Genomic DNA, 18,947 nt, shown 5'->3' with positions numbered 1-18,947 from the left:
TCCCTCAGGTGCGCGAGACGATGACGGACGCATTCTGCCCGCCGAAGCCGAAGGAGTTGATCTGTGCGACGTCGAAGGCGTGCTTCTTCGGCTTGCCGATGACGATTTCGAACTGTGCCTGCGGGTCCGGATCGGTCGTGTTGTTGGTGTGGCAGACCACGCCGTCGGCCATGCCGTACAGCGCCTCGATGATGGCCATGCCGCCGGAAGACGCGCCGGAATGCCCGATGTGCCCCTTCACGGCACAGATGGGCAGGGGAGCCGACCGGCCCTTGCCATGCACGAGATTGATGGCGGCAATTTCGGCGGTGTCGCCCTTGGGTGTCGCCGTTGCGTGGGGGTAGAGCGCACCGACCTCGTCCGGTGCCACACCCGCCGCCTTCAGCGCCTTTTCCATGGCGCGGGCTTCCCATCGGCCGCTGGGGTCGGGCGAGGACGGGTGATAGCTGTCGGCCAGGGAGCCATAGCCGCGCAGATAGCCAAGGATTGTCGCACCGCGCGCCTTCGCGTGGGATTCGCGCTCCAGCACCAGCATGGCCGAGCCCTCGCCGACGACGATGCCCTTGCGGTTCACATCGAAGGGCAGCATGGCGCGGCGCGCATCCTCGATCGGCGCTTCCATACCGTAGGCGCCGCCTGCGTAGTACATGGCGGGCACGAACGCGCCATCGACAGCGCCGCCGGGCTGGCTGAGGCCGCCCTCGGTTGCGCCTGCGACGATCACATCGGCTTCCCCCGCGCGGATCAGTGAGGCCGCCGTCCCGATGGCGTCCAGCGAACTGGCGCAGGCGGTCGTCACCGTCAGGTTGGGTCCGTGCAGCTTGTAATGCAGCGCCACCTGAGCGGCGGCCATGTTGGCCCAGACCTGAAGCTGGGTCTTGCGCGGTACGGCACCGGGGCCCTCGGTATCCAGCATGTACTGGGCTTTCTGGAAGGCCCGGACACCGCCGCCGGAAGTGCCGTGCACCACGCCAAGCCGTTCCATGTCCATCCCGTCCAGCGCGCCGTCCGCGTCCAGTCCGGCCTGCTGCATGGCCTGACGTGCGGCGGAAAGCGCGAACTGCGCGAAACTGTCGGTGCCATCGACCACCTTGTCGGACATCCAGTCCAGCGGATCGAACTCGGTGACGGTGCCCCACCAGATTTTTCGTCCGTCCCGTTCCGGGTCGTTCCAGGGGGCCAGACCGATGCCGCTGTCGCCGGCCAGCATGCGCCTGTGAAAACGCTCGACGTTGCTCCCCAGAGCCGAAACGATTCCGGTCCCCGTTATGGCTATCGGTTCCATGATCACCTCCCCAAGCATCACGACACGATCTCTCTGACTGGAAATACGATCTCTCTGACTGGAAATGGTGGCACGGGACTGCCGGGCAGGGCAAACGCGCACGATGGGCACCAGTCATGTGCGGCGGGTCACCAGGCGCGGAAAGCCGAAATATGTGCTTGCAACCCGATCTTGTTTGGTACTAATGATGATAATCATTCGCAAATACAGGAACGGGGTTATTCAGATGATGGGCAAGAGGGGACGGCTTCCGGTACTGGCAGCCATGTTCGCCGCGGCTGGAACCTGCGGCTCGGCGCATGCCGAAGACGCGTTCCCGAAGATTTCGGGCGAGGTCGGCATCGAGGTGCAGAACGATTTCACCTTTGATTCCGACGATCCTGCGGCAGAGCAGAACGAGCTTGGGGCTACCATCGAACCCAACCTGTTCCTGCACTTCACCGATCATGTCTTCATCAACGCCGGCCTGACGTTCGAGGCCGTCCGCGATCCGGGACCTCAGGAAGACCGGGTCTTCCAGGACCACGGCATCTTCGCCGAGGTGCTGACGCTGAACTACGAGACCGACCGGTTCGGTGTCTATATCGGCAAGTTCGGCCCCAACTTTTCCATGGCCTACGACGCCGCGGCAGGGCTCTATGGAACCGATATTTCCGAAGATGACATCGAACTGGCCGAGTTTCTCGGAGTCGGCGGGTCGCTGACGTTCGACGAGACGCCGATTGGTGCCATGACGGCATCGGCCAGCGTCTTCGCGCTGGACACGACGATCCTGAGCGAAAGCTTCATCACCAACCGGGGACGGACGCGCCAGGCAGCCGGTGAGCCGGGCAACACGGAATCCCCCGAGTCGTTCGCGCTGGCGATCGATGGCGAGGCCGTACCGGGCATGGAAGGGTTTCGCTATCACGTGGGCTACGCGTTGCTTTCCGCGGACAATGCCGCGACCGAGCACCGGTTTGCCGTCGCCGGCGAATGGTCGTTCGAGATGGACAACGGCGTGGTCCTGACCCCGCTGGCCGAATATGTGCACTTCCAGAATGCGGGCTCCAACGCCAATGAATCCCGGAACTACCTGACGGGATCGCTCGGGGCCGAATTCGGACCCTGGAACGCGGCGCTGGCCTACACCGGCAAGATCGTCACGATCTCGGGCGCGGGCAACGGGGATACCTACGACGATCAGATCCAGTTTTCGGTGGGTTATGCCTTCGACAACGGCATCGGGATCGACGTCGGCTACAAGCACAACCGCACCGCCGGGATCGCCACACAGACCGTCGGCGCGCTGGTGAGCTACGGCTTCGAATTCTGAGCCTGAACACGGATCAATTTTCCCGAACACAATCAGGAGGGAAGCATATGAATGCCCTGCGTCTGAAGCTCGCCGTCGCGGCGGTCGGGCTGGCCACACTGGCCGCACCGCCGCTGGCGCATGCCGCCGAGGCAACGCCGGCTGCCGTGCTGGATACCTATGCCGATATCGCCCAGGCCACCTACGGGGACTCGCTGGCCACGGCCCGCACGCTGTCGATGGCCGTCAACCGGCTGATCGACGACCCGTCCGCCGAAGCCATGCGCGCTGCGAAGGCCGCCTGGCTGACCGCGCGCGTGCCGTACCAGCAGACCGAGGTGTACCGCTTCGGCAATCCGATCGTCGATGACTGGGAAGGCAAGGTGAATGCCTGGCCGCTGGACGAGGGGCTGATCGACTATGTGGATCAGGGCGCCTACGGATCGGAAAACGACCAGAACGCCTTCTATGCGGTCAATGTGATCGCGAATCCGCAGCTGACCGCTGGCGGTGCCGCCCTGGATGCGTCGAAGATCGATGCGGGACTGCTGCAGCGGCTGCACGAGATCGACGAGATCGAGGCCAATGTCGCGACCGGCTATCACGCCATCGAGTTCCTGCTCTGGGGGCAGGACCTGAACGGGACCGAAGCCGGTGCCGGAAACCGTCCCTGGACCGACTTCGGCAGGGGCGATGCCTGCACGAACGGAAACTGTGACCGCCGCGGGGCCTACCTGAAGGTCGCCACGGAACTACTGATCTCCGAGCTCGAGGAGATGGTCGCCAACTGGGCCGACGGGGGTGCCGCACGCGCCGCCCTGACCGCCAACGGCGAAAATCAGGGCCTGTCGATGATCCTGACCGGCATGGGCAGCCTGTCGTATGGCGAACTGGCGGGCGAGCGGATGAAGCTTGGTCTGCTGCTGCACGATCCTGAGGAAGAGCACGACTGCTTCTCCGACAACACCCACAACTCCCATTTCTACGACGCGCTGGGCATCATGAACGTCTATCAGGGGCGCTATGTGCGGATTGACGGTTCGGTGGTCGAAGGGCCGTCGCTGGAAGACCTCGCCGCGGCGAAGAACAGCAAACTGGCCGCCACCCTGGCGGCGGACATCGGTGCGACGGTCGAGGCCATGCGGGCGATGAAGACTGCCGCCGACAGCCGCACCATGTCCTACGACCAGATGATTGGAGAGGGGAATGCCGCGGGCAACGCCATGGTCCAGAAGGCCATCGATGCCCTGGTGACCCAGACCCGCTCCATCGAACGCATTGTCGCCGCGCTCGAACTCGGCCAGATCGACTTCGAAGGCTCCGACAGTCTCGATAATCCGAAGGCCGTCTTTCAATAGTTCCCTTGTGATCCCCAATCTCCCGGGGAACTGTTGGCCTTCGGATCAGGGCCGGTTCGTCTCGCCTCAGGACGGACCGGCCCCCTCCATTTTGCGAAATGTTGTCCGATCATGAAACTTCTTTCCGCCCTGACAGGTCTGGCGCTGATCGCATCGTCCACGTCCGTGCTGGCGGACGTGGCGTCGGACGCCGCCGAACGCCGCCAGGCGATCCTTGCGCCGACCAGCGATTTCACACAGGCCGAGCGCTGGGAAGACCTCTCCGGCGGCAGCGCGACCAACCGGACGCGCTTCGATGGCGAGGCGTTTTCCCTGCCCAGCGCCAGCATGAGCTTCACCGCCCGCGCCGATTTCTTCGTCGGCAACGGCATCTTCAGGCGTCTGTGGGTCAGTTCGCCGAGTTCGACGACATCGGCGGATGGCCTCGGGCCGGTCTACAACGCGCGGGCGTGTCAGCGCTGTCACCTGAAGGACGGGCGCGGCCATCCCCCCGCCGGGCCCGACGACAGTGCGGTGTCGATGCTGATCAAGCTGTCGGTGCCGGCCCGCAACGACGCGGAACGTGCGCAGCTCGCCTCCGGTCGCGCCAACGTCATCCCCGAGCCGACGTATGGGGAGCAGCTGCAGGATCTGGCCGTGCCGGGCGTGCCACCCGAAGGTCGGGTCCGCGTCACCTACAGCGATCATCCGGTTAAGCTGGACGACGGCACCAGGGTGGTGCTGCAGCGGCCGCATTACAACATCCTGAATCCGGGCTACGGCGCGTTCGATCCCGACATGCGGATCAGCCCGCGTATCGCCCCGCCGATGATCGGTCTGGGTCTGCTGGAGGCCATCCCGGAAGCCGATATTCTTGCCGCTGAAGATCCCGACGACCGGGATGGCGACGGCATTTCAGGGCGTGCCAACCGCGTATGGAGCGATGCCCGACAGCAGATGATGCTCGGCCGCTTCGGATGGAAGGCGGCAAAACCGACGATAGACGATCAGTCGTCCGGTGCGATGGCAGGCGACATCGGTGTCTCCAACCCGCTGTCGCGCGCGGCCTGGGGGGAATGCACGGCGCGACAGCCGGCCTGCAGGAATGCGCCGCATGGCGCTACCGGGGACGGGCTGGAAGCCGGCGCCGAGATCATGGATCCGGTGTTCTTCTACAGCCGCCATCTTGCCGTGCCCGCCCGCCGGGATGTGGACGACCCCTTGGTGCTGCAGGGCAAGGCACTGTTCTACGGGGCAGGCTGCATCGGGTGCCATACGCCCAAGCATGCGACCCGCTCGGACTGGCCCGACAGGGCGCTCGCCGGACAGCTGATCTGGCCCTACACGGACCTTCTGCTGCACGATATGGGGGAGGGGCTGGCCGACAACCGTCCCGACGGTCGCGCGGACGGGCGCGAATGGCGCACGCCGCCGCTCTGGGGCATCGGCCTCACCGAAACGGTCAACGGACACACGCGATTCCTGCATGATGGCCGGGCCCGAAATCTGACCGAAGCCATCCTCTGGCACGGTGGCGAGGCCGAGGCCGCGAAGAACCGGTTCGCCGACCTGTCCGCCGGCGAACGCGCCGCCCTTCTGAAGTTCCTGGAGTCGCTCTGACCATGTGCGTTCGATGGATCGCCCTGTGCCTTGCCCTGCTGACTGTTCCTCCGGCATTCGCAGCTTCGGGCGGCGAGCAAGGCCGCTCCCTGACTGCAGTCGATCAGGTCATCCTGCCCGGTCATGCGGTCCTGATCGAAGCCGCGTCGAACCAGCAGCAGTCCGTCGAGGCACTCTGCGCAATGCCCGGCACAGACACGCTGGAGCGCGCGCGGGCGGACTTCGACGGGCTGGTCGCGGCGTTCAGCCGGATCGAGTTCATCCGTTTCGGTCCGGCGCGAACGGATTTCCGGGCCGAGCGCCTGTTCTTCTGGCCCGACCGGCGCGGGCGGGGGCTGAAGCAGGTTCAGGCCCTGTTGAAGGCGGCAGACGCCGGGGCTTTGTCCGGCGCATCCCTCTACGAGAAGAGCGTGGCCGTGCAGGGATTGCCTGCCCTGGAATACGTCCTGTTCGGTGAGGGTGCCGGGCAACTCGGCCGCGCGGGGGATCCGTTGCGATGCCGCTATGCGCTGGCGATCGCAGCCAATGTCGTGAATGTCGCGGGGGCGCTGCAGGCGGACTGGATTGCGCCGGACGGTCATCGCGCGCGCATGGCGGCTCCAGCCGGCGACAACGCCGTCTACAGATCGCAGGCAGAGGTGCTGCGCACGCTGCTGGACGCCGGTCGGGAGCAACTGCAACTCGTCATTGACGGAAAGCTCGCGAGACCGCTCGGCGAGTCCATCGAGAGGGCACGACCGAAGCGTGCGCCGCTTTGGCGTTCGGGAAACGACCTGCCTTCGGTGATTGCCAATATCGAGGGGCTTATCGCCCTGTTTGCGTCGCTGAAATCGGATGACGAGACGCGCTCGGACAATCGGGCGGCGGATGTGTTGATCGGTTCGCTGCTGATCGAACTGGGAAGCGCACGGGATGCCATCGTGAGAGCCCGCCATATCGCCGACGGACAGGGATCCGCATATGAGCTGGCGCAGGCGCGTGAACTGCTGGAATATGCTGTCATTCCTCTGGGCGGTGCGTTGGACGTCCTCTCGGAAAGCCTGCCCGGTGCCTTCGGGCTGATCGCGGGTTTCAACGCACTCGATGGAGACTGACAGTGGCGACAGACAGGCGGCAGTTTCTGGCAGGCCTTGGCGCGGTGGCACTCGCGGGTTGCGCGGGGGTCGAGACGCCCCCGGATGCCGGAACACCGCTTTTCATGGGCGCGATCAGCACGCCTGAGGGGTATGAGGCCGCTGTTCTGGATCAGGCTGGCCGGATTCGACAGTCTGTATCCCTGCCGGCACGCGGTCATTCGGGTGCCGTGCTTCCGGACAGATGGGCGGTGCTGTTCGCCCGGCGCCCCGGCTGGTTCGCGGTTGCATTCGACCTTCGCGGCGAGCGGGCCCCGATCCGGTTTGCGCCGCCGGCGGGCCGTCACTTCTACGGACATGGCATCTTCGATCCGGATACCGGTCTGCTGTACGCGACCGAGAATGATTTTGACGCAGCACGCGGTGTGCTGGGCATTTATGACAGCGGGCGTGGCTTTCGCAGGATCGGTGAATGGCAGACCTCGGGCATCGGCCCGCACGAGATCGTCGCCGGTCCCGCGCCCGGCACGGCAATCGTCGCCAACGGCGGCATCGAAACCCATCCCGACTGGCCCCGCAAGAAACTGAACCTGCCGACGATGGAACCGTCTCTGGTGACGATCCGTCTCGGAACCGGCGAGCTTCTGGATCTGGCTCGGCCAGACGAGGCACACCGGATGCTCTCGATCCGGCATCTGGTGCGCGTCGGGCCGGACGTCTGGTACGCCTGTCAGGACCAGAGCGGTGACGGCATCGGGCGTCCGCTGATGGGGGTCTATCGACCGGGCGAAGCGCTCTCGGTGATTCCCGGCTCGGCTGACCCGGCTCTCAACGGCTATATCGGATCCATAGCGACGAGCCGTAACCGGCGCGAGGTCGCGATCACCAGCCCGCGCGGGGATGTCGCCCAGATCTGGTCGGTGGCCGACCGTCGCGCGCGCCAGACGTGGCAGATCCGGGACGTCTGCGGTATTGCCCCGTCAGATGACGGGTTCCTGTTCTCGGACGGGCAGGGACGGTGCTGGATCGACGGGCAGATGACGGGGCAGTCGGCGGGTGCCTGGGACAATCATCTGGTGCCGCTGCAGGCCGTCTGACCGCCTATTCTGCCGCCGCCGCCAGTCCGGGATATCTCACAGCACCGTTGGACTTCATGTTGTCGATGTCGGCCTGCGAATAGCCCCATTCGGACAGGATCTCGTCGGAATGCTCACCCAGACCGGGCGCGTGCGTGAACCGGTCGGCACCCTCGATCCGCACCTGGCCAGGAATGTGTGGCATGGGGACCGTGCCCGTTTCGGTGTGCTCCAGATAGGCCACGGCGTCCACGGCCTTGGTGTGGGCATGCCCCATCATGTCGGCATAGGTCTGGACCGGCGCGTTCATGACACCGGCCTCGGTCAGCGCCGTGGCCCAGGCATCGGTGGAACGGGTGGCAAAGACTTCCCGGATCATCGGCATCAGGATCCGTTCGTTCTCCAGGCGCTTTTCGCGGGAATTGAAGCGCGGATCGTCCTTCCATTCCGGTTTGCCCATCACGTCACAGAGACTCTGGTAGTGGGCCTCGCGCATGGCCGTGATGTTGATGAAACCATCCGTCGTCTGCATGGTGCCGACGGGCACATACAGCGGCTGGCTTTCACCCTTTTCCAGATAGAACTCCATGATCTTGGCAGCCTGGAACGCGGCGGCGCACTGCATCAGGTTGTTGTCGATGTAGCAGCCGGTGCCATAGCGGAACTTGCGCATCAGCGCCGTCGAGATGGACTGGAACGCATACAGGCCGGTGGTCACGTCGATCGGAATCATGTTCAGGCGCTGGGGCAGGCCGTCCTTGTCGCGGTTGACGGTCATCAGGCCGGAATAGGCCTGGATCACGGCATCGGTCACCGGCAGCTTCGAATTCGGTCCCGACTGGCCGAACCCGGTCACGGACAGATAGATCACGTCCGGATTGAATTCCTTCACCTGCGCATACGACAGGCCGAACTTCGCCATGACGCCGGGCCGGAAGGCCTCGACGATCACATCCGCCTTTTCCGCGATCCGGCGCGCAACGGCCTGTGCGTCGGGCTGTTTCATGTCCATGGCGAGTGATCGCTTGCCCCGGTTGAAGGCGATGGAGTGCGCGCACTGATCGCCGTAGGTGGCCCCGAGACCGCGTCCCCAGTCGCCCTCGGGCGGTTCGATCTTGATCACGTTCGCGCCGTGCTGCGCCAGCAGCATCGTCGAGTGCGGCCCCGCCACCCCCTGCGAGAAGTCGAGAACATTGATGCCTTCGAAGGCGCGGGGTTCGGTGCTCATCGGCGGTTCCTCTGCGTACTGTCGTTTCCCGGTGCAGATCCCAGACCTGTCATCGGAACAAAGCTTCCCTTCCGGAAAGCGGCTCCGTTCTAGCAAAGTCGCCACCACCGTCCAGTCCCAACATGTCATAGGCCTGTGCGCTTGACCGCAGGGCTGCGGGTGATGGCGGAAAACGCCCCATCGGAAAAAACAGTCGTTGCGCAAGCATCCACCGGCGGGTATTTAGTTGCTAGTCAACTAGTAACTAAGTGAACCATGCTTCAGAATGCTGCGCAGAGCCGGACGCAGGTGGAACGACGCGCGGAGTCGGACAGCCGCATGATCAGTGCGGCGCTGGACCTGATCGCCGAGCACGGGTCGGCGGGGTGCAGCCTGGCGAAGATCGGTGTCGATGCCGGATACAGTCGCGGACTTCCCGTGGCACGCTTCGGCACCAAACTGGGCCTTCTCGAAGCGGTGATCGATACCAGCGAAGCCTGGTTTCAACGGCGTCTGGAACGCGAGCTGGGCGACAGAACCGGACTGGAGGCGCTGTTCGTGCGGATCGGAGCGCATCTGGCCGGCGCGAGGGACAGTTCACCGGCGGCGATCGCCGTCTATCAGCTCTATGTCGAATCCATGGGGGCGGCATCTGATCTGAAACCGCGCATGACTGCGCTGGGGGAAAGCTATCGTCAGGGGTTTCGCAGGCACCTGCTGGAGGCGCGGGAGGCCGGTGAACTGCGGGCAGGCATCGATGCGGATCGTTTCGCCACGATCATTCTCGGCGCCGTGCGCGGGGTCATCATTCAGGCGCTGGTGAACGGCGGAAGCACGGATCTCGGCCAGGTCGAGAAGGATCTGATCCTGATGTTCCGGCAGACATTGTCAGTGGCGGCTGATCGGGCCGCCTGAGTTTCCGGTGCGCGGGTAGGCGCGCACCGCTGGGGAGGAAGAAATGGACGTGAAATCTGAAATCGCAGGCAAGGTCTGGAAGGTTGTCGCCGCCGTCGGCGATGCGGTCGAGGAAGACGACGAAATCCTGATTCTGGAATCCATGAAGATGGAGATTCCCGTGGTCGCACCGGCGGCCGGCCGGATCGCCGAGATTCTGGTCGCCGAAGCCGACAGCGTTCAGGAGGACCAGGTCGTGGTCCGGCTGGAGGCCTGATCTTGTCCGGATCGCAAATGAGCTCTGACCCGTCGGTCATCGCGCCAGATGAAATTGCCGAGGCGCGGCGGGCCCTGCTGGACGATGCCCGTCCCGATGCTGTCGAGAGGCAGCACAAGCGAGCCGCGATGACGGCGCGCGAGCGCGTCAGCTACCTGACCGATGACAACAGTTTCCGCGAAGTCGGCGGGCTGGTCTGTGACGATGGCGGCGATCGCGCCTCGCGCCCGGCTGACGGCGTGGTGACGGGCACGGCCCGGATCGACGGCCGGCCCGTCATGATTGCCGCGCAGGACTTCACCGTTCATGGCGGCAGCAGCGGTATTCTGGGCAGCGCCAAGATGCGCCGCGCGGTGGAGGGGGCGATCCGCGAGGGGTGCCCGATGATCTTCCTGCTGGATGGCGGCGGTCATCGCATTCAGGACGGACAGGATTCCCGGCACTTCGCCAACGGATCGCCGATGTTTCACAACATGGCGCGGATTTCCGGCTGGGTGCCGGTCGTCTCGGCCATGCTGGGGGCCGGATTTGCCGGTCCGACGAACTACGCCGGCATGTCTGACTTCGTCGTCATGGTGCGCGATCAATCCTGCATGGGGCTGGCAGGGCCGGCGCTGGTCAAGGCCGGGACAGGCGAGGAGATCGACATCCAGTCCCTGGGCGGCGCGGCGGCGCAGGTGGACAGGCACGGCCTGGCGGACCTGGGCGTCGACAGCGAGACCGAAGCGCTGGATGCCGTCCGTTCCTATCTGTCCTATCTGCCCGACAATGCGCAGCAGCGCCCGCCCGTGGCGAACACTGTCGAGGCCGGGGATCAATCGAAGCTGGAAGGGCTGGTTCCGGCGGATACACGCAAGGCCTACGATGTCCGGCGCGTGATCAGGGGTTTCGCCGACACGGGCAGCGTGTTCGAGATCAAGCCGACCTACGCGAAGAACGCTGTCACCGCATTCGTTCGCCTGAACGGTCGTCCGGCAGGGGTGATCGCCAATCAGCCGATGCAGCTGGGCGGTATGCTGACATCGCCCGCCTGCGAGAAGATCTCGCACTTCGTGGCCATCTGCGATGCCTACGGTCTGCCGCTGGTGTACCTGATCGACGTGCCCGGTTTTTCAATCGGGTCGTCGGCGGAGAAGTCGCAGCTCGGGCGACGCAGCGCGCGCATGATCTATGAACTGGGACACGCGACCGTGCCGCGGATCTCGGTCGTGCTGCGCAAGGGATATGGCCTCGGCTACATAGCGATGTGCGGCGGTCGCAGTTTCGACGCCGATGCATGCCTCGCCTGGCCGACGTCCGAGATCTGCGCCATGTCGCTGGAGGGCGCGGCCAACGTCGCCTATCGCAAGCAGATCGAACAGGCCGATGATCCAGACGCCCGGCGTCGGGAACTGATCGCCGAGATGCGGTCGCGCGTCAGTGCGCTGCGCGGTGCCGAAGGGTTCGGGGTGGACGACATCGTCGCCCCGCAGGATACCCGCCAGCGGCTGATCGAGATCCTGGACCGCGCACCCGCGCGCCGGGAGAACCATCTGCCGCCGAAGGTCAGGTCGATTTCGCCGATATGAGCTGACGGAAGAGAGATCGCCGGTCCGCGCGGGGAGGTGCTGGTCCGGCCAGGGAACACAGGAAGGGGAGGACGCCATGAACGATGCGACTGTCGAAGCGACCGAGTTTGCGGATCCCCGGATTCCGCCCCGCGACCGGTGCGTGCTCCGCCACATCCTGGACCGGCTGGCGTCGGAGACGCCCGACCGTCCGTTCGTCTGGTTCGAGGGCGGCGACACGTGGGATTACGCGACCATGCGCGCCGAGGCGGCCCGCACCGGCGCAGGCCTGCAGAACACCGGGATCGGGCGCGACGACCGGGTGCTGGTCTGGCTGCCGAACGGGCCGCTGATGCTGCGCTGCTGGTTCGGGATCAACTACATCGGCGCGGCCTATGTACCCATCAACACGGCTTATCGCGGCAGCCTGCTGGAACATGTCGTGCGAAACTCCGACGCGCGGCTGATGATCGTGCACGCCGATCTGGCCGACCGCCTGGCCGACATCGACACGGCGCAGCTTGAGAAGCTGATCGTCGTCGAGGGGGATACGGATTTCGACCGGCTGCCGGTTCTGGGGATCGAAGCGCTCGGCAGGCCGGGCGACGAACCGGCACCGCTGGACCGGCCGGTCGATCCCTGGGATCTGCAATCGATCATCTACACATCGGGCACGACAGGACCGTCGAAGGGTGTGCTGTCGTCCTATCTGCACCTGTTCACCATGTCGACCAGCTCGCGGGACATGCTGGATCACACCGACCGGCGGCTGATCAACCTGCCGCTGTTCCACGCGGGCGGGACGGGCAACACATACGGCATGCTCGCCAAGGGCGGGTCCATCGCGCTGGTGGACTCCTTCAAGACGGATACCTTCTGGGACACGGTGCGCGAGTCCGGCTCGACGTGTGTCACGCTGCTGGGTGCGATGACGCCGTTTCTGATGAAGGCACCGGCGGGGCCGGGCGACCGCGATCATCCGCTGCGCACCGTGTTCATGGTGCCCCTGTCCGAGGATGTGACCGCCTTTACCAGCCGCTTCGGGCTGGACATCTACACCACCTTCAACATGACCGAGATCAGTTGCCAGCTGATGTCCGAGAAGAACCCGAAGAAGGTCGGATCCTGCGGCACTGTCCGCCCCGGCGCGGAAGTGCGGCTGGTCGATGCCAACGACTGCGAGGTCCCGGTCGGCGAGATCGGCGAGATGATCGTGCGGGATGAGCGTCCGTGGGGCCTCAATCACGGCTACAACAACAATCCGGAAGCGACCGCGAAAGCCTGGCGCAACGGCTGGTTCCATACCGGAGACCTGTTCCGCAAGGATGCCGACGGCACCTTCTACTTCGTCGATCGCGCGAAGGATGCCATCCGCCGCCGTGGCGAGAACATTTCCTCGTTCGAGGTCGAGAACGAGGTCAACGCCCACCCGGACGTGCGCGAGAGCGCGGCACTGGGTGTGCCGAGTGAATTCAGCGAGGACGAACTGCTGGTCGTGGTCGCGCCGGTCCCAGGCCGGACCATCGATCCTGCGGAGTTGCTGGCATTCCTGCAGCCGCGCATGGCGCATTTCATGATCCCGCGTTTCATCCGTGTGATGGACGATCTGCCGAAGACCCCGACGCAGAAGGTGCAGAAGCATCTGCTGCGGGGCGAGGGCACGACCGCGGATACGTGGGACCGGGAGGCGGCGGGTGTGAAGATCCGGCGCGAGAAGATCGGCAGCGCATCGTGATGGGCAACAGAAAATGGGACCTGAAACAATGAGTCGATCCGATGCAATGCCCGGAGAGTCGGGCGAGATCCGCGAAGCGCTGCAGCAGATTCTGGATGCGCGCCGTGCGACGCTGGATGAGTCGCGCCAGGTCGCGGTCGAGAAACAGCACGCACGCGGCCGCTGGACGGCGCGCGAAGGCATCGCCGGCATGCTGGATGAAGGCAGCCTGGTTGAATATGGCGGACTGGCGAAGCCGGCAACCGAGGGCATGACCGGTGCCGCGGACGGGCTGGTGATGGGAACGGGCACGGTCGAAGGCCGCCCGGTCGCGATGGTGGCCTATGACTACACGGTCTACGCGGGCACCCAGAGCGCGGTGAACCATTCAAAGATCAGCCGGATGTTCGAATATGCCGAGCAGCACCGGCTGCCGGTCATCTGCTGGCTGGATGGCGGGGGCGCGCGGCCCCACGACATGTTTGTGCCCAACCGGCTCGGCTCGCCGACGTTCGTGACGTTCGCCCGGTTGTCCGGGCTGGCGCCGACCATCGGCATCGTGCCCGGACGCGCCTTTGCGGGCCATGCCAATCTGGCAGGCCTGTGCGACGTGGCCATTGCCACGAAGAATGCGTCCATGGGGATGGCCGGACCGCCGCTGGTCGAGGCGGCGCTGGGCGTGAAGCTGACGCCTGAGGAGATCGGCCCGGCGGAGGTTCACTACAAGTCCGGCGCGATTGATCTGCTGGCCGAGGATGATGCCGAAGCCTGCGCGCTGGCGAAGAAATATCTCTCGTTCTTCAGCGGCCCTGTCGAACCCGTCGACGCTCCCGATCAGGTGAAGCTACGGGATCTCGTGCCCGAGAACCCGCGCCGCGCCTACGACGTGCGGAAGGTGATCGAGGGGCTGGCCGACGGCGACAGCATGCTGGAGCTGAAACCGGCCTATGGCCGTGCGATGGTCACCGCGCTGACCCGGATGGGCGGCCAGACGGTTGGCGTGATCGCCAATCAGCCGATGTTCCTGGCCGGTGCCATGGATGGCCCCGCTTGCGAGAAGGCGGCCCGCTTCGTCCAGATTTGCGACGCCTACGACATCCCGATACTGCTGATGTGCGACACGCCCGGTCTGATGGTCGGACCGGACATGGAGGCGGCCTGCCTCGTCCGTCGCAGTGCCCGGCTGCTGTCGGCACTTGCCAATGCGACCGTGCCGCTGATGACGCTGGTGCTGCGCAAGGCCTACGGGCTTGGCTACTACATCATGGGATCGCGCCCGTTGACACCGGCGATCCTGCTGGCCTGGCCGACCGCCGAGTTCGGCGGCATGGGCCTGGAGGGTGCGGCGAGCATCATCTTCCAGCGCGAACTGGCCGCCATCGAGGATACGGCGGAACGCGCGGCAGCGCACCGCGCCTATACCGACGACCTGAAGGCCTACAACACATCGCTGCGCGTCGGCGAACGCTTCGGTTTCGATGATGTCATCGATCCGGCGGACACGCGCGGCATCCTGATCCGCACGCTTGGCACCTTTCCGCGACCGCCTGAGCGCACGACCAAGAAGCGGACGATCGAGCCGATCTGACGATCGGACTTGGGCAACCACGTTTCCGGGACGGAGGAGGTTCCGGGGGCATTTTCGAAGACTGGGGAGAAAACTGATGAGCTACATGAAACAACTCGCTGCACTCGCGCTGGGTGCCGGTCTGGTGGCCGGATCCGTCGGCGGTGCCGCCGCCAAGGAACTGAAGGCGAGTGTCCATCTGCCGCCGAAGAACAATACGGTTGCCGACGGCTGGGAGCCGTTTGCCAAACAGGTCGAGGAACAGACCAACGGTGAGGTCACCGTCAAGCTGTTCCTGGGCGGTTCGCTGCTGGGTCCGAAGGCGGCGTCCGAAGGCATCCGCGATGGTGTCGTCGATCTGGGCTATGTGATCACCGGCTATCATCCGGCCGAGTTTGCGCATTCCGCCTTCATCAACGACATGGCCGCCATCGGCACCGACGCCGTCATCGTGACCGCGGCGACCACCGAACTGATCATGACAGCGTGCGCGCCCTGTCTGGCCGAATACAAGGCACGCGGCAACGTCTACACCGGCACCTACGCCGTGCCGCCGATGGTCATCATGTCCACCAGGATGATCGACAGCCCGGAAGACATCAAAGGCTTGAAGATCCGCTCGGCGGGTGCGGCCTGGGACAATTTCGTGAATGCGGTCGGCGCGACGCCGGTCAATGTGCCGTCATCGGAACAGTATGAAGCCATGAGCCGTGGCGTTGTCGATGCGTCGTTCCACGTGGCCGCGTCGCTGAAGACCTATGGCCTCTGGGACATGACCAAGGACGTCCTGCTGGTCGACGTCGGGGCCTACCGTGCGATCAACACGTTCGCGTTCAACCCGTCCAGCTGGGCCGATCTGACCGACGATCAGCGCCGCATCATTCTGGAAGCCGCATCGGATGCCAATTTCGGCATTGCTGCCGGTTACGTCAGGACGGATCAGCAGGCGCTTGAGGAGAGCGAAGCCAAGGGCATCCGCGTGCAGAAGATCTCCGATGCCTTCAAGGCGATCCGTGCCGACTATGTCGCCAGCGAAAAGGCCGGTCTGGTCACCAAGGGCAAGGAGACCCGCGGTGTCGCCAATCCCGAGCCGCTGATCGAGAAGATGAGCGAACTGGTCGACAAGTGGACGAGGATTCACGAGGAGGTCGGCGGCGATGTCGAAGCGATGAAGGCGCGCTTCAAGGCCGACGTCATCTCGAAGATCGACGTATCCAAGTACGGCATGTAGTCGGATCGGCTGTCACTGACAGCCACGAAACCGGCCGTTCGGGTGGGCAGCAGAGGTTCTGTCCGCCCGGACGCGCGCCGGCTGGAGAGGGGCATCACGATGATCGAGAAACTGTTACGCATGCTGGCCCGCATATTCGGGCTGATCGGCATGGTGGGTATGTTCGCAATGCTGCTGCATGTCACGCTGGATGTGGCCGGGAAGTGGCTGCTGGGCATGCCGTTGCCCGTCACCATCGAGATGACCGCTCACTATTACATGGTCGCCGTTGTGTTCTTTCCGCTGGCCGCGGTCGAACTGCGCAACGGACACATCTCCGTCGAGATCATCTCCCAGTATCTGAAACCCCGCATCCGGCGCATGCTTGTCGCCATTGTCTCGCTGCTCGGCGTCATCTATTTCGCCATTCTGACCGCGCGGACCTGGCATGATGCCGTGAATAAGTACGAGATCGGTGAATATCTCTACGGCACGGTTCCGCTGGAGATATGGCAGACCCGGTTCTTCGTGCCGCTGGGCTGCGGCCTGCTCGCCATCATCCTCTTCTGGAAAGCCGTCATGGTGCTGCGCGGTGCGGAGCGTCTGGTGCACGAGGGCAGTGAAACCATCGAACTGGATGGCAGCCGATGACCGACCTCCAGATCGGCGGGGCCGGGATCGCGGTCCTCATCCTGCTGCTGCTCGGGCGCGTGCCCGTTGGCATTGCGCTAGGCAGTGTTTCACTCGTCGGCATCTACATCCTGCTGGGACTGAAGCCGATGCTCGGCATCGTCACCGCAGTGCCCTATGAACTTGTCGCGCACTGGACGCTGAGTTCCGTGCCCATGTTCCTGCTGATGGGGTACGTCTGCTATCACGCCAACCTGACCGAAGGGCTGTTCAGGCTTGCCCGGCTCTGGTTATCGGCCCTGCCGGGCGGCCTGGCCATCGCGTCCGTCGGGGGTGCCGCCGGGTTCTCTGCGGTGACAGGATCATCGGTCGCCTGCGCCGCTGCCATGGGCCGCATCGCCGTGCCCGAGATGATGAAGGCCAAGTACGACAAGGGGCTGGCCGCCGGATCGGTCGCGGCCGCCGGGACCATCGGATCGCTGATCCCGCCCAGCATCCTGCTGCTGATCTTCGGCATCTTCGCCGAGGTGCCGATCGGCAAGCTGTTCGTGGGCGGGTTTCTGCCCGGTGTGCTGACCGCGCTGATGTTCGTGCTAATGATCTATGTGCGGGTGAAGATCACACCGACGCTCGCCCCCTCGGTGCATGAAGAGGTGTCATGGCGCGACCGGTTCACCGCCTTCTATGACACCTGGCCGGTCATCCTGCTGGTGATCGGCGTCTTCGGTGGCCTGTTCGGCGGCGTCTTCACGCCCACCGAAGCCGGCGCTGTCGGCGCGGCGCTCTCCATCGTGATCGCCTTTCTGAAGGGCGATCTGAACTGGCCCCGGCTGCGCGATGCCACCGCCGAGGCGATGCAGAGCACGGCCGCGATCTTCATCATCGCCATCGGTGCCAACCTGCTGACCCGTTTCCTGGCCTTCGCCGGCGTGTCGGATTTCCTCGCCGAAATGGTTCTGGCGGAAGGGATCAGCCAGATTGCCCTGATCCTCGGCATTTCCGTCGTCTATCTGGTGCTGGGCATGTTCCTGGATCCGCTGGGCATCATGCTGCTGACCCTGCCGATCTTCCTGCCTGTTGTGGAATCGCTGGACATCAACCTGATCTGGTTCGGTATCCTGATCGTGAAGTACCTGGAGATCGGACTGATCACACCGCCGGTGGGTCTGAATGTCTTTGTCATTAAGGGGATCGTCGGCGATGCCATCAAGACAGAGGTCATCTTCAAGGGGATTCTCTGGTTCGTGGTGGCTGACCTGATCACGCTGGCGCTGCTGATCGGGTTCCCGGAAATCACGCTGGCATTGCCGGAACTGCTCTACTGATGTCGGGGCCGCGTCAAACCGCCCCGCCTTGAAAGCGCCCCGTTCGGGGCACATTCACGTTGCATGTCCATCTGGAGGGCCGCAGCCGCCGTTGCGGCCCAGAAACAAAGGAGTACGTCATGCAATTGATCCATCTGCGCAGCTTGGCCGCAGGGCTGGCCCTGGTCGCCCTGACGGTCGCGCCCATCGCCGCCGTCCAAGCCCACGAAGCAACCCCTGGACAGCTGCATATCGCCGTTCAGGGCACCGCCAGCGCGACGCCTGATCTGGCGCACCTGTCCGCCGGTGTCGTGGCCGAGGCCAAGACCGCATCCGAAGCCATGGCCGATCAGCGGGACCGCATGAACCGTGTCCTTGCCGCCATTCGGGATGCGGGTGTCGAGGATCGGGATATCCAGACGTCGGGCATCAATCTCTCGCCCATTTATACGCGCAATGAAAACCGGTCGTCCGCGCCCCGTATTGACGGCTATCGCGTGACCAACCGCGTCAACGTCACGATCCGGGACCTGACAAAGGTTGGGGCCGGGCTGGACGCACTGGTGGCTGCCGGTGCCAACGACATCGGGCAGGTCTCGTTCGGCTTTTCAAAGCAGACGGAACTGGTCGAGAAGGCCCGCGCTGCCGCCATTGCCGAACTGAAGAAGCGGCATGATTTCTATGTCGAGGTCGGTGGACTGGAACTGGGCGGACTTGTCAGCCTGTCGGAAGGGGGCGGCCATCGCCCGCCGCAGCCGATGATGTATGCCGATCGCGCGGAGTCGATGAAGTCTTCGACACCCGTTGCGCCCGGCGAATCCGAAGTCAGCGTCAGCCTGAACGCGGTTTATCAGATCCTCGACTGAGGCTTTGTCCGCGAGCCGACGGTGTGACGCGGAAGCAGGGGCGGGG

The 18,947-nt window shown here is 64.6% G+C and carries 16 protein-coding genes; 14 read left to right on the top strand and 2 right to left on the bottom strand.

The window, feature by feature from the left end:
• Nucleotides 1-4: 4 nt before the first annotated feature.
• Nucleotides 5-1,285 carry a beta-ketoacyl-[acyl-carrier-protein] synthase family protein gene (locus ACN0X7_RS06710; RefSeq protein WP_417515408.1) on the bottom strand — a complete coding sequence of 427 codons (1,281 nt, stop codon included), beginning with the start codon at nt 1,283-1,285 and terminating at the stop codon, nt 5-7.
• Nucleotides 1,286-1,511: 226 nt separating this feature from the next.
• Here ACN0X7_RS06710 and ACN0X7_RS06705 point away from each other — a divergent pair, with 226 nt between their 5' ends.
• The 5 genes from ACN0X7_RS06705 to ACN0X7_RS06685 all read left to right on the top strand — a co-directional run bounded on the left by ACN0X7_RS06705 (nt 1,512) and on the right by ACN0X7_RS06685 (nt 7,706).
• The gene (locus tag ACN0X7_RS06705; protein ID WP_417515406.1) at nt 1,512-2,600 is read left to right on the top strand and encodes a hypothetical protein; all 1,089 of its coding nucleotides are present in this window, start codon (nt 1,512-1,514) and stop codon (nt 2,598-2,600) included.
• A gap of 47 nt (nt 2,601-2,647) precedes the next feature.
• A complete protein-coding gene (locus ACN0X7_RS06700; RefSeq protein ID WP_417515404.1) occupies nt 2,648-3,937 on the top strand; it encodes an imelysin family protein in 1,290 nt (429 codons plus the stop codon).
• 111 nt (nt 3,938-4,048) lie between these two features.
• The gene (locus ACN0X7_RS06695; RefSeq protein ID WP_417515402.1) at nt 4,049-5,536 is read left to right on the top strand and encodes a di-heme oxidoredictase family protein; all 1,488 of its coding nucleotides are present in this window, start codon (nt 4,049-4,051) and stop codon (nt 5,534-5,536) included.
• A 2-nt stretch (nt 5,537-5,538) separates the two neighbouring features.
• Nucleotides 5,539-6,630 carry an imelysin family protein gene (locus tag ACN0X7_RS06690; protein ID WP_417515401.1) on the top strand — a complete coding sequence of 364 codons (1,092 nt, stop codon included), beginning with the start codon at nt 5,539-5,541 and terminating at the stop codon, nt 6,628-6,630.
• Between the two features lie 2 nt (nt 6,631-6,632).
• Nucleotides 6,633-7,706 (top strand): DUF1513 domain-containing protein, encoded by a 1,074-nt coding sequence (locus ACN0X7_RS06685; protein ID WP_417515399.1) that lies wholly within the window; start codon nt 6,633-6,635, stop codon nt 7,704-7,706.
• 4 nt (nt 7,707-7,710) lie between these two features.
• Here the strand turns inward: ACN0X7_RS06685 and ACN0X7_RS06680 are convergent, their stop codons facing one another.
• Complete coding sequence (locus ACN0X7_RS06680; RefSeq protein WP_417515397.1) at nt 7,711-8,913, bottom strand: CaiB/BaiF CoA transferase family protein; 1,203 nt, start codon at nt 8,911-8,913, stop codon at nt 7,711-7,713.
• Nucleotides 8,914-9,168: 255 nt separating this feature from the next.
• Between ACN0X7_RS06680 and ACN0X7_RS06675 the strand changes: the two genes are divergently transcribed.
• From ACN0X7_RS06675 to ACN0X7_RS06635, 9 genes are all read left to right on the top strand, one after another.
• On the top strand, nt 9,169-9,807 hold the full coding sequence (locus ACN0X7_RS06675) for a TetR/AcrR family transcriptional regulator (protein ID WP_417515395.1): 639 nt from the start codon (nt 9,169-9,171) through the stop codon (nt 9,805-9,807).
• 43 nt (nt 9,808-9,850) lie between these two features.
• Nucleotides 9,851-10,063: an acetyl-CoA carboxylase biotin carboxyl carrier protein subunit gene (locus ACN0X7_RS06670; protein ID WP_417515393.1), complete on the top strand. Its 213-nt coding sequence runs from the start codon at nt 9,851-9,853 to the stop codon at nt 10,061-10,063.
• A gap of 2 nt (nt 10,064-10,065) precedes the next feature.
• A complete protein-coding gene (locus ACN0X7_RS06665; protein WP_417515391.1) occupies nt 10,066-11,631 on the top strand; it encodes an acyl-CoA carboxylase subunit beta in 1,566 nt (521 codons plus the stop codon).
• A gap of 76 nt (nt 11,632-11,707) precedes the next feature.
• Nucleotides 11,708-13,345: an AMP-binding protein gene (locus tag ACN0X7_RS06660; RefSeq protein ID WP_417515389.1), complete on the top strand. Its 1,638-nt coding sequence runs from the start codon at nt 11,708-11,710 to the stop codon at nt 13,343-13,345.
• Between the two features lie 28 nt (nt 13,346-13,373).
• On the top strand, nt 13,374-14,912 hold the full coding sequence (locus ACN0X7_RS06655) for an acyl-CoA carboxylase subunit beta (protein WP_417515387.1): 1,539 nt from the start codon (nt 13,374-13,376) through the stop codon (nt 14,910-14,912).
• Between the two features lie 76 nt (nt 14,913-14,988).
• On the top strand, nt 14,989-16,122 hold the full coding sequence (locus tag ACN0X7_RS06650) for a C4-dicarboxylate TRAP transporter substrate-binding protein (RefSeq protein ID WP_417515385.1): 1,134 nt from the start codon (nt 14,989-14,991) through the stop codon (nt 16,120-16,122).
• 99 nt (nt 16,123-16,221) lie between these two features.
• Entirely contained in the window at nt 16,222-16,752 is a 531-nt protein-coding gene (locus ACN0X7_RS06645) for a TRAP transporter small permease (protein ID WP_417515383.1), read from the top strand.
• Complete coding sequence (locus tag ACN0X7_RS06640; protein WP_417515381.1) at nt 16,749-18,056, top strand: TRAP transporter large permease; 1,308 nt, start codon at nt 16,749-16,751, stop codon at nt 18,054-18,056. Before ACN0X7_RS06645 ends, ACN0X7_RS06640 begins: the two co-directional genes overlap by 4 nt.
• 119 nt (nt 18,057-18,175) lie before the next feature.
• Nucleotides 18,176-18,901: an SIMPL domain-containing protein gene (locus ACN0X7_RS06635; RefSeq protein WP_417515379.1), complete on the top strand. Its 726-nt coding sequence runs from the start codon at nt 18,176-18,178 to the stop codon at nt 18,899-18,901.
• Nucleotides 18,902-18,947: the final 46 nt, after the last annotated feature.

This window comes from Minwuia sp. (assembly GCF_048263705.1).
Taxonomy (GTDB): Bacteria; Pseudomonadota; Alphaproteobacteria; order Minwuiales; family Minwuiaceae; genus Minwuia.
This window is presented reverse-complemented; position numbering and strand designations above follow the sequence as displayed.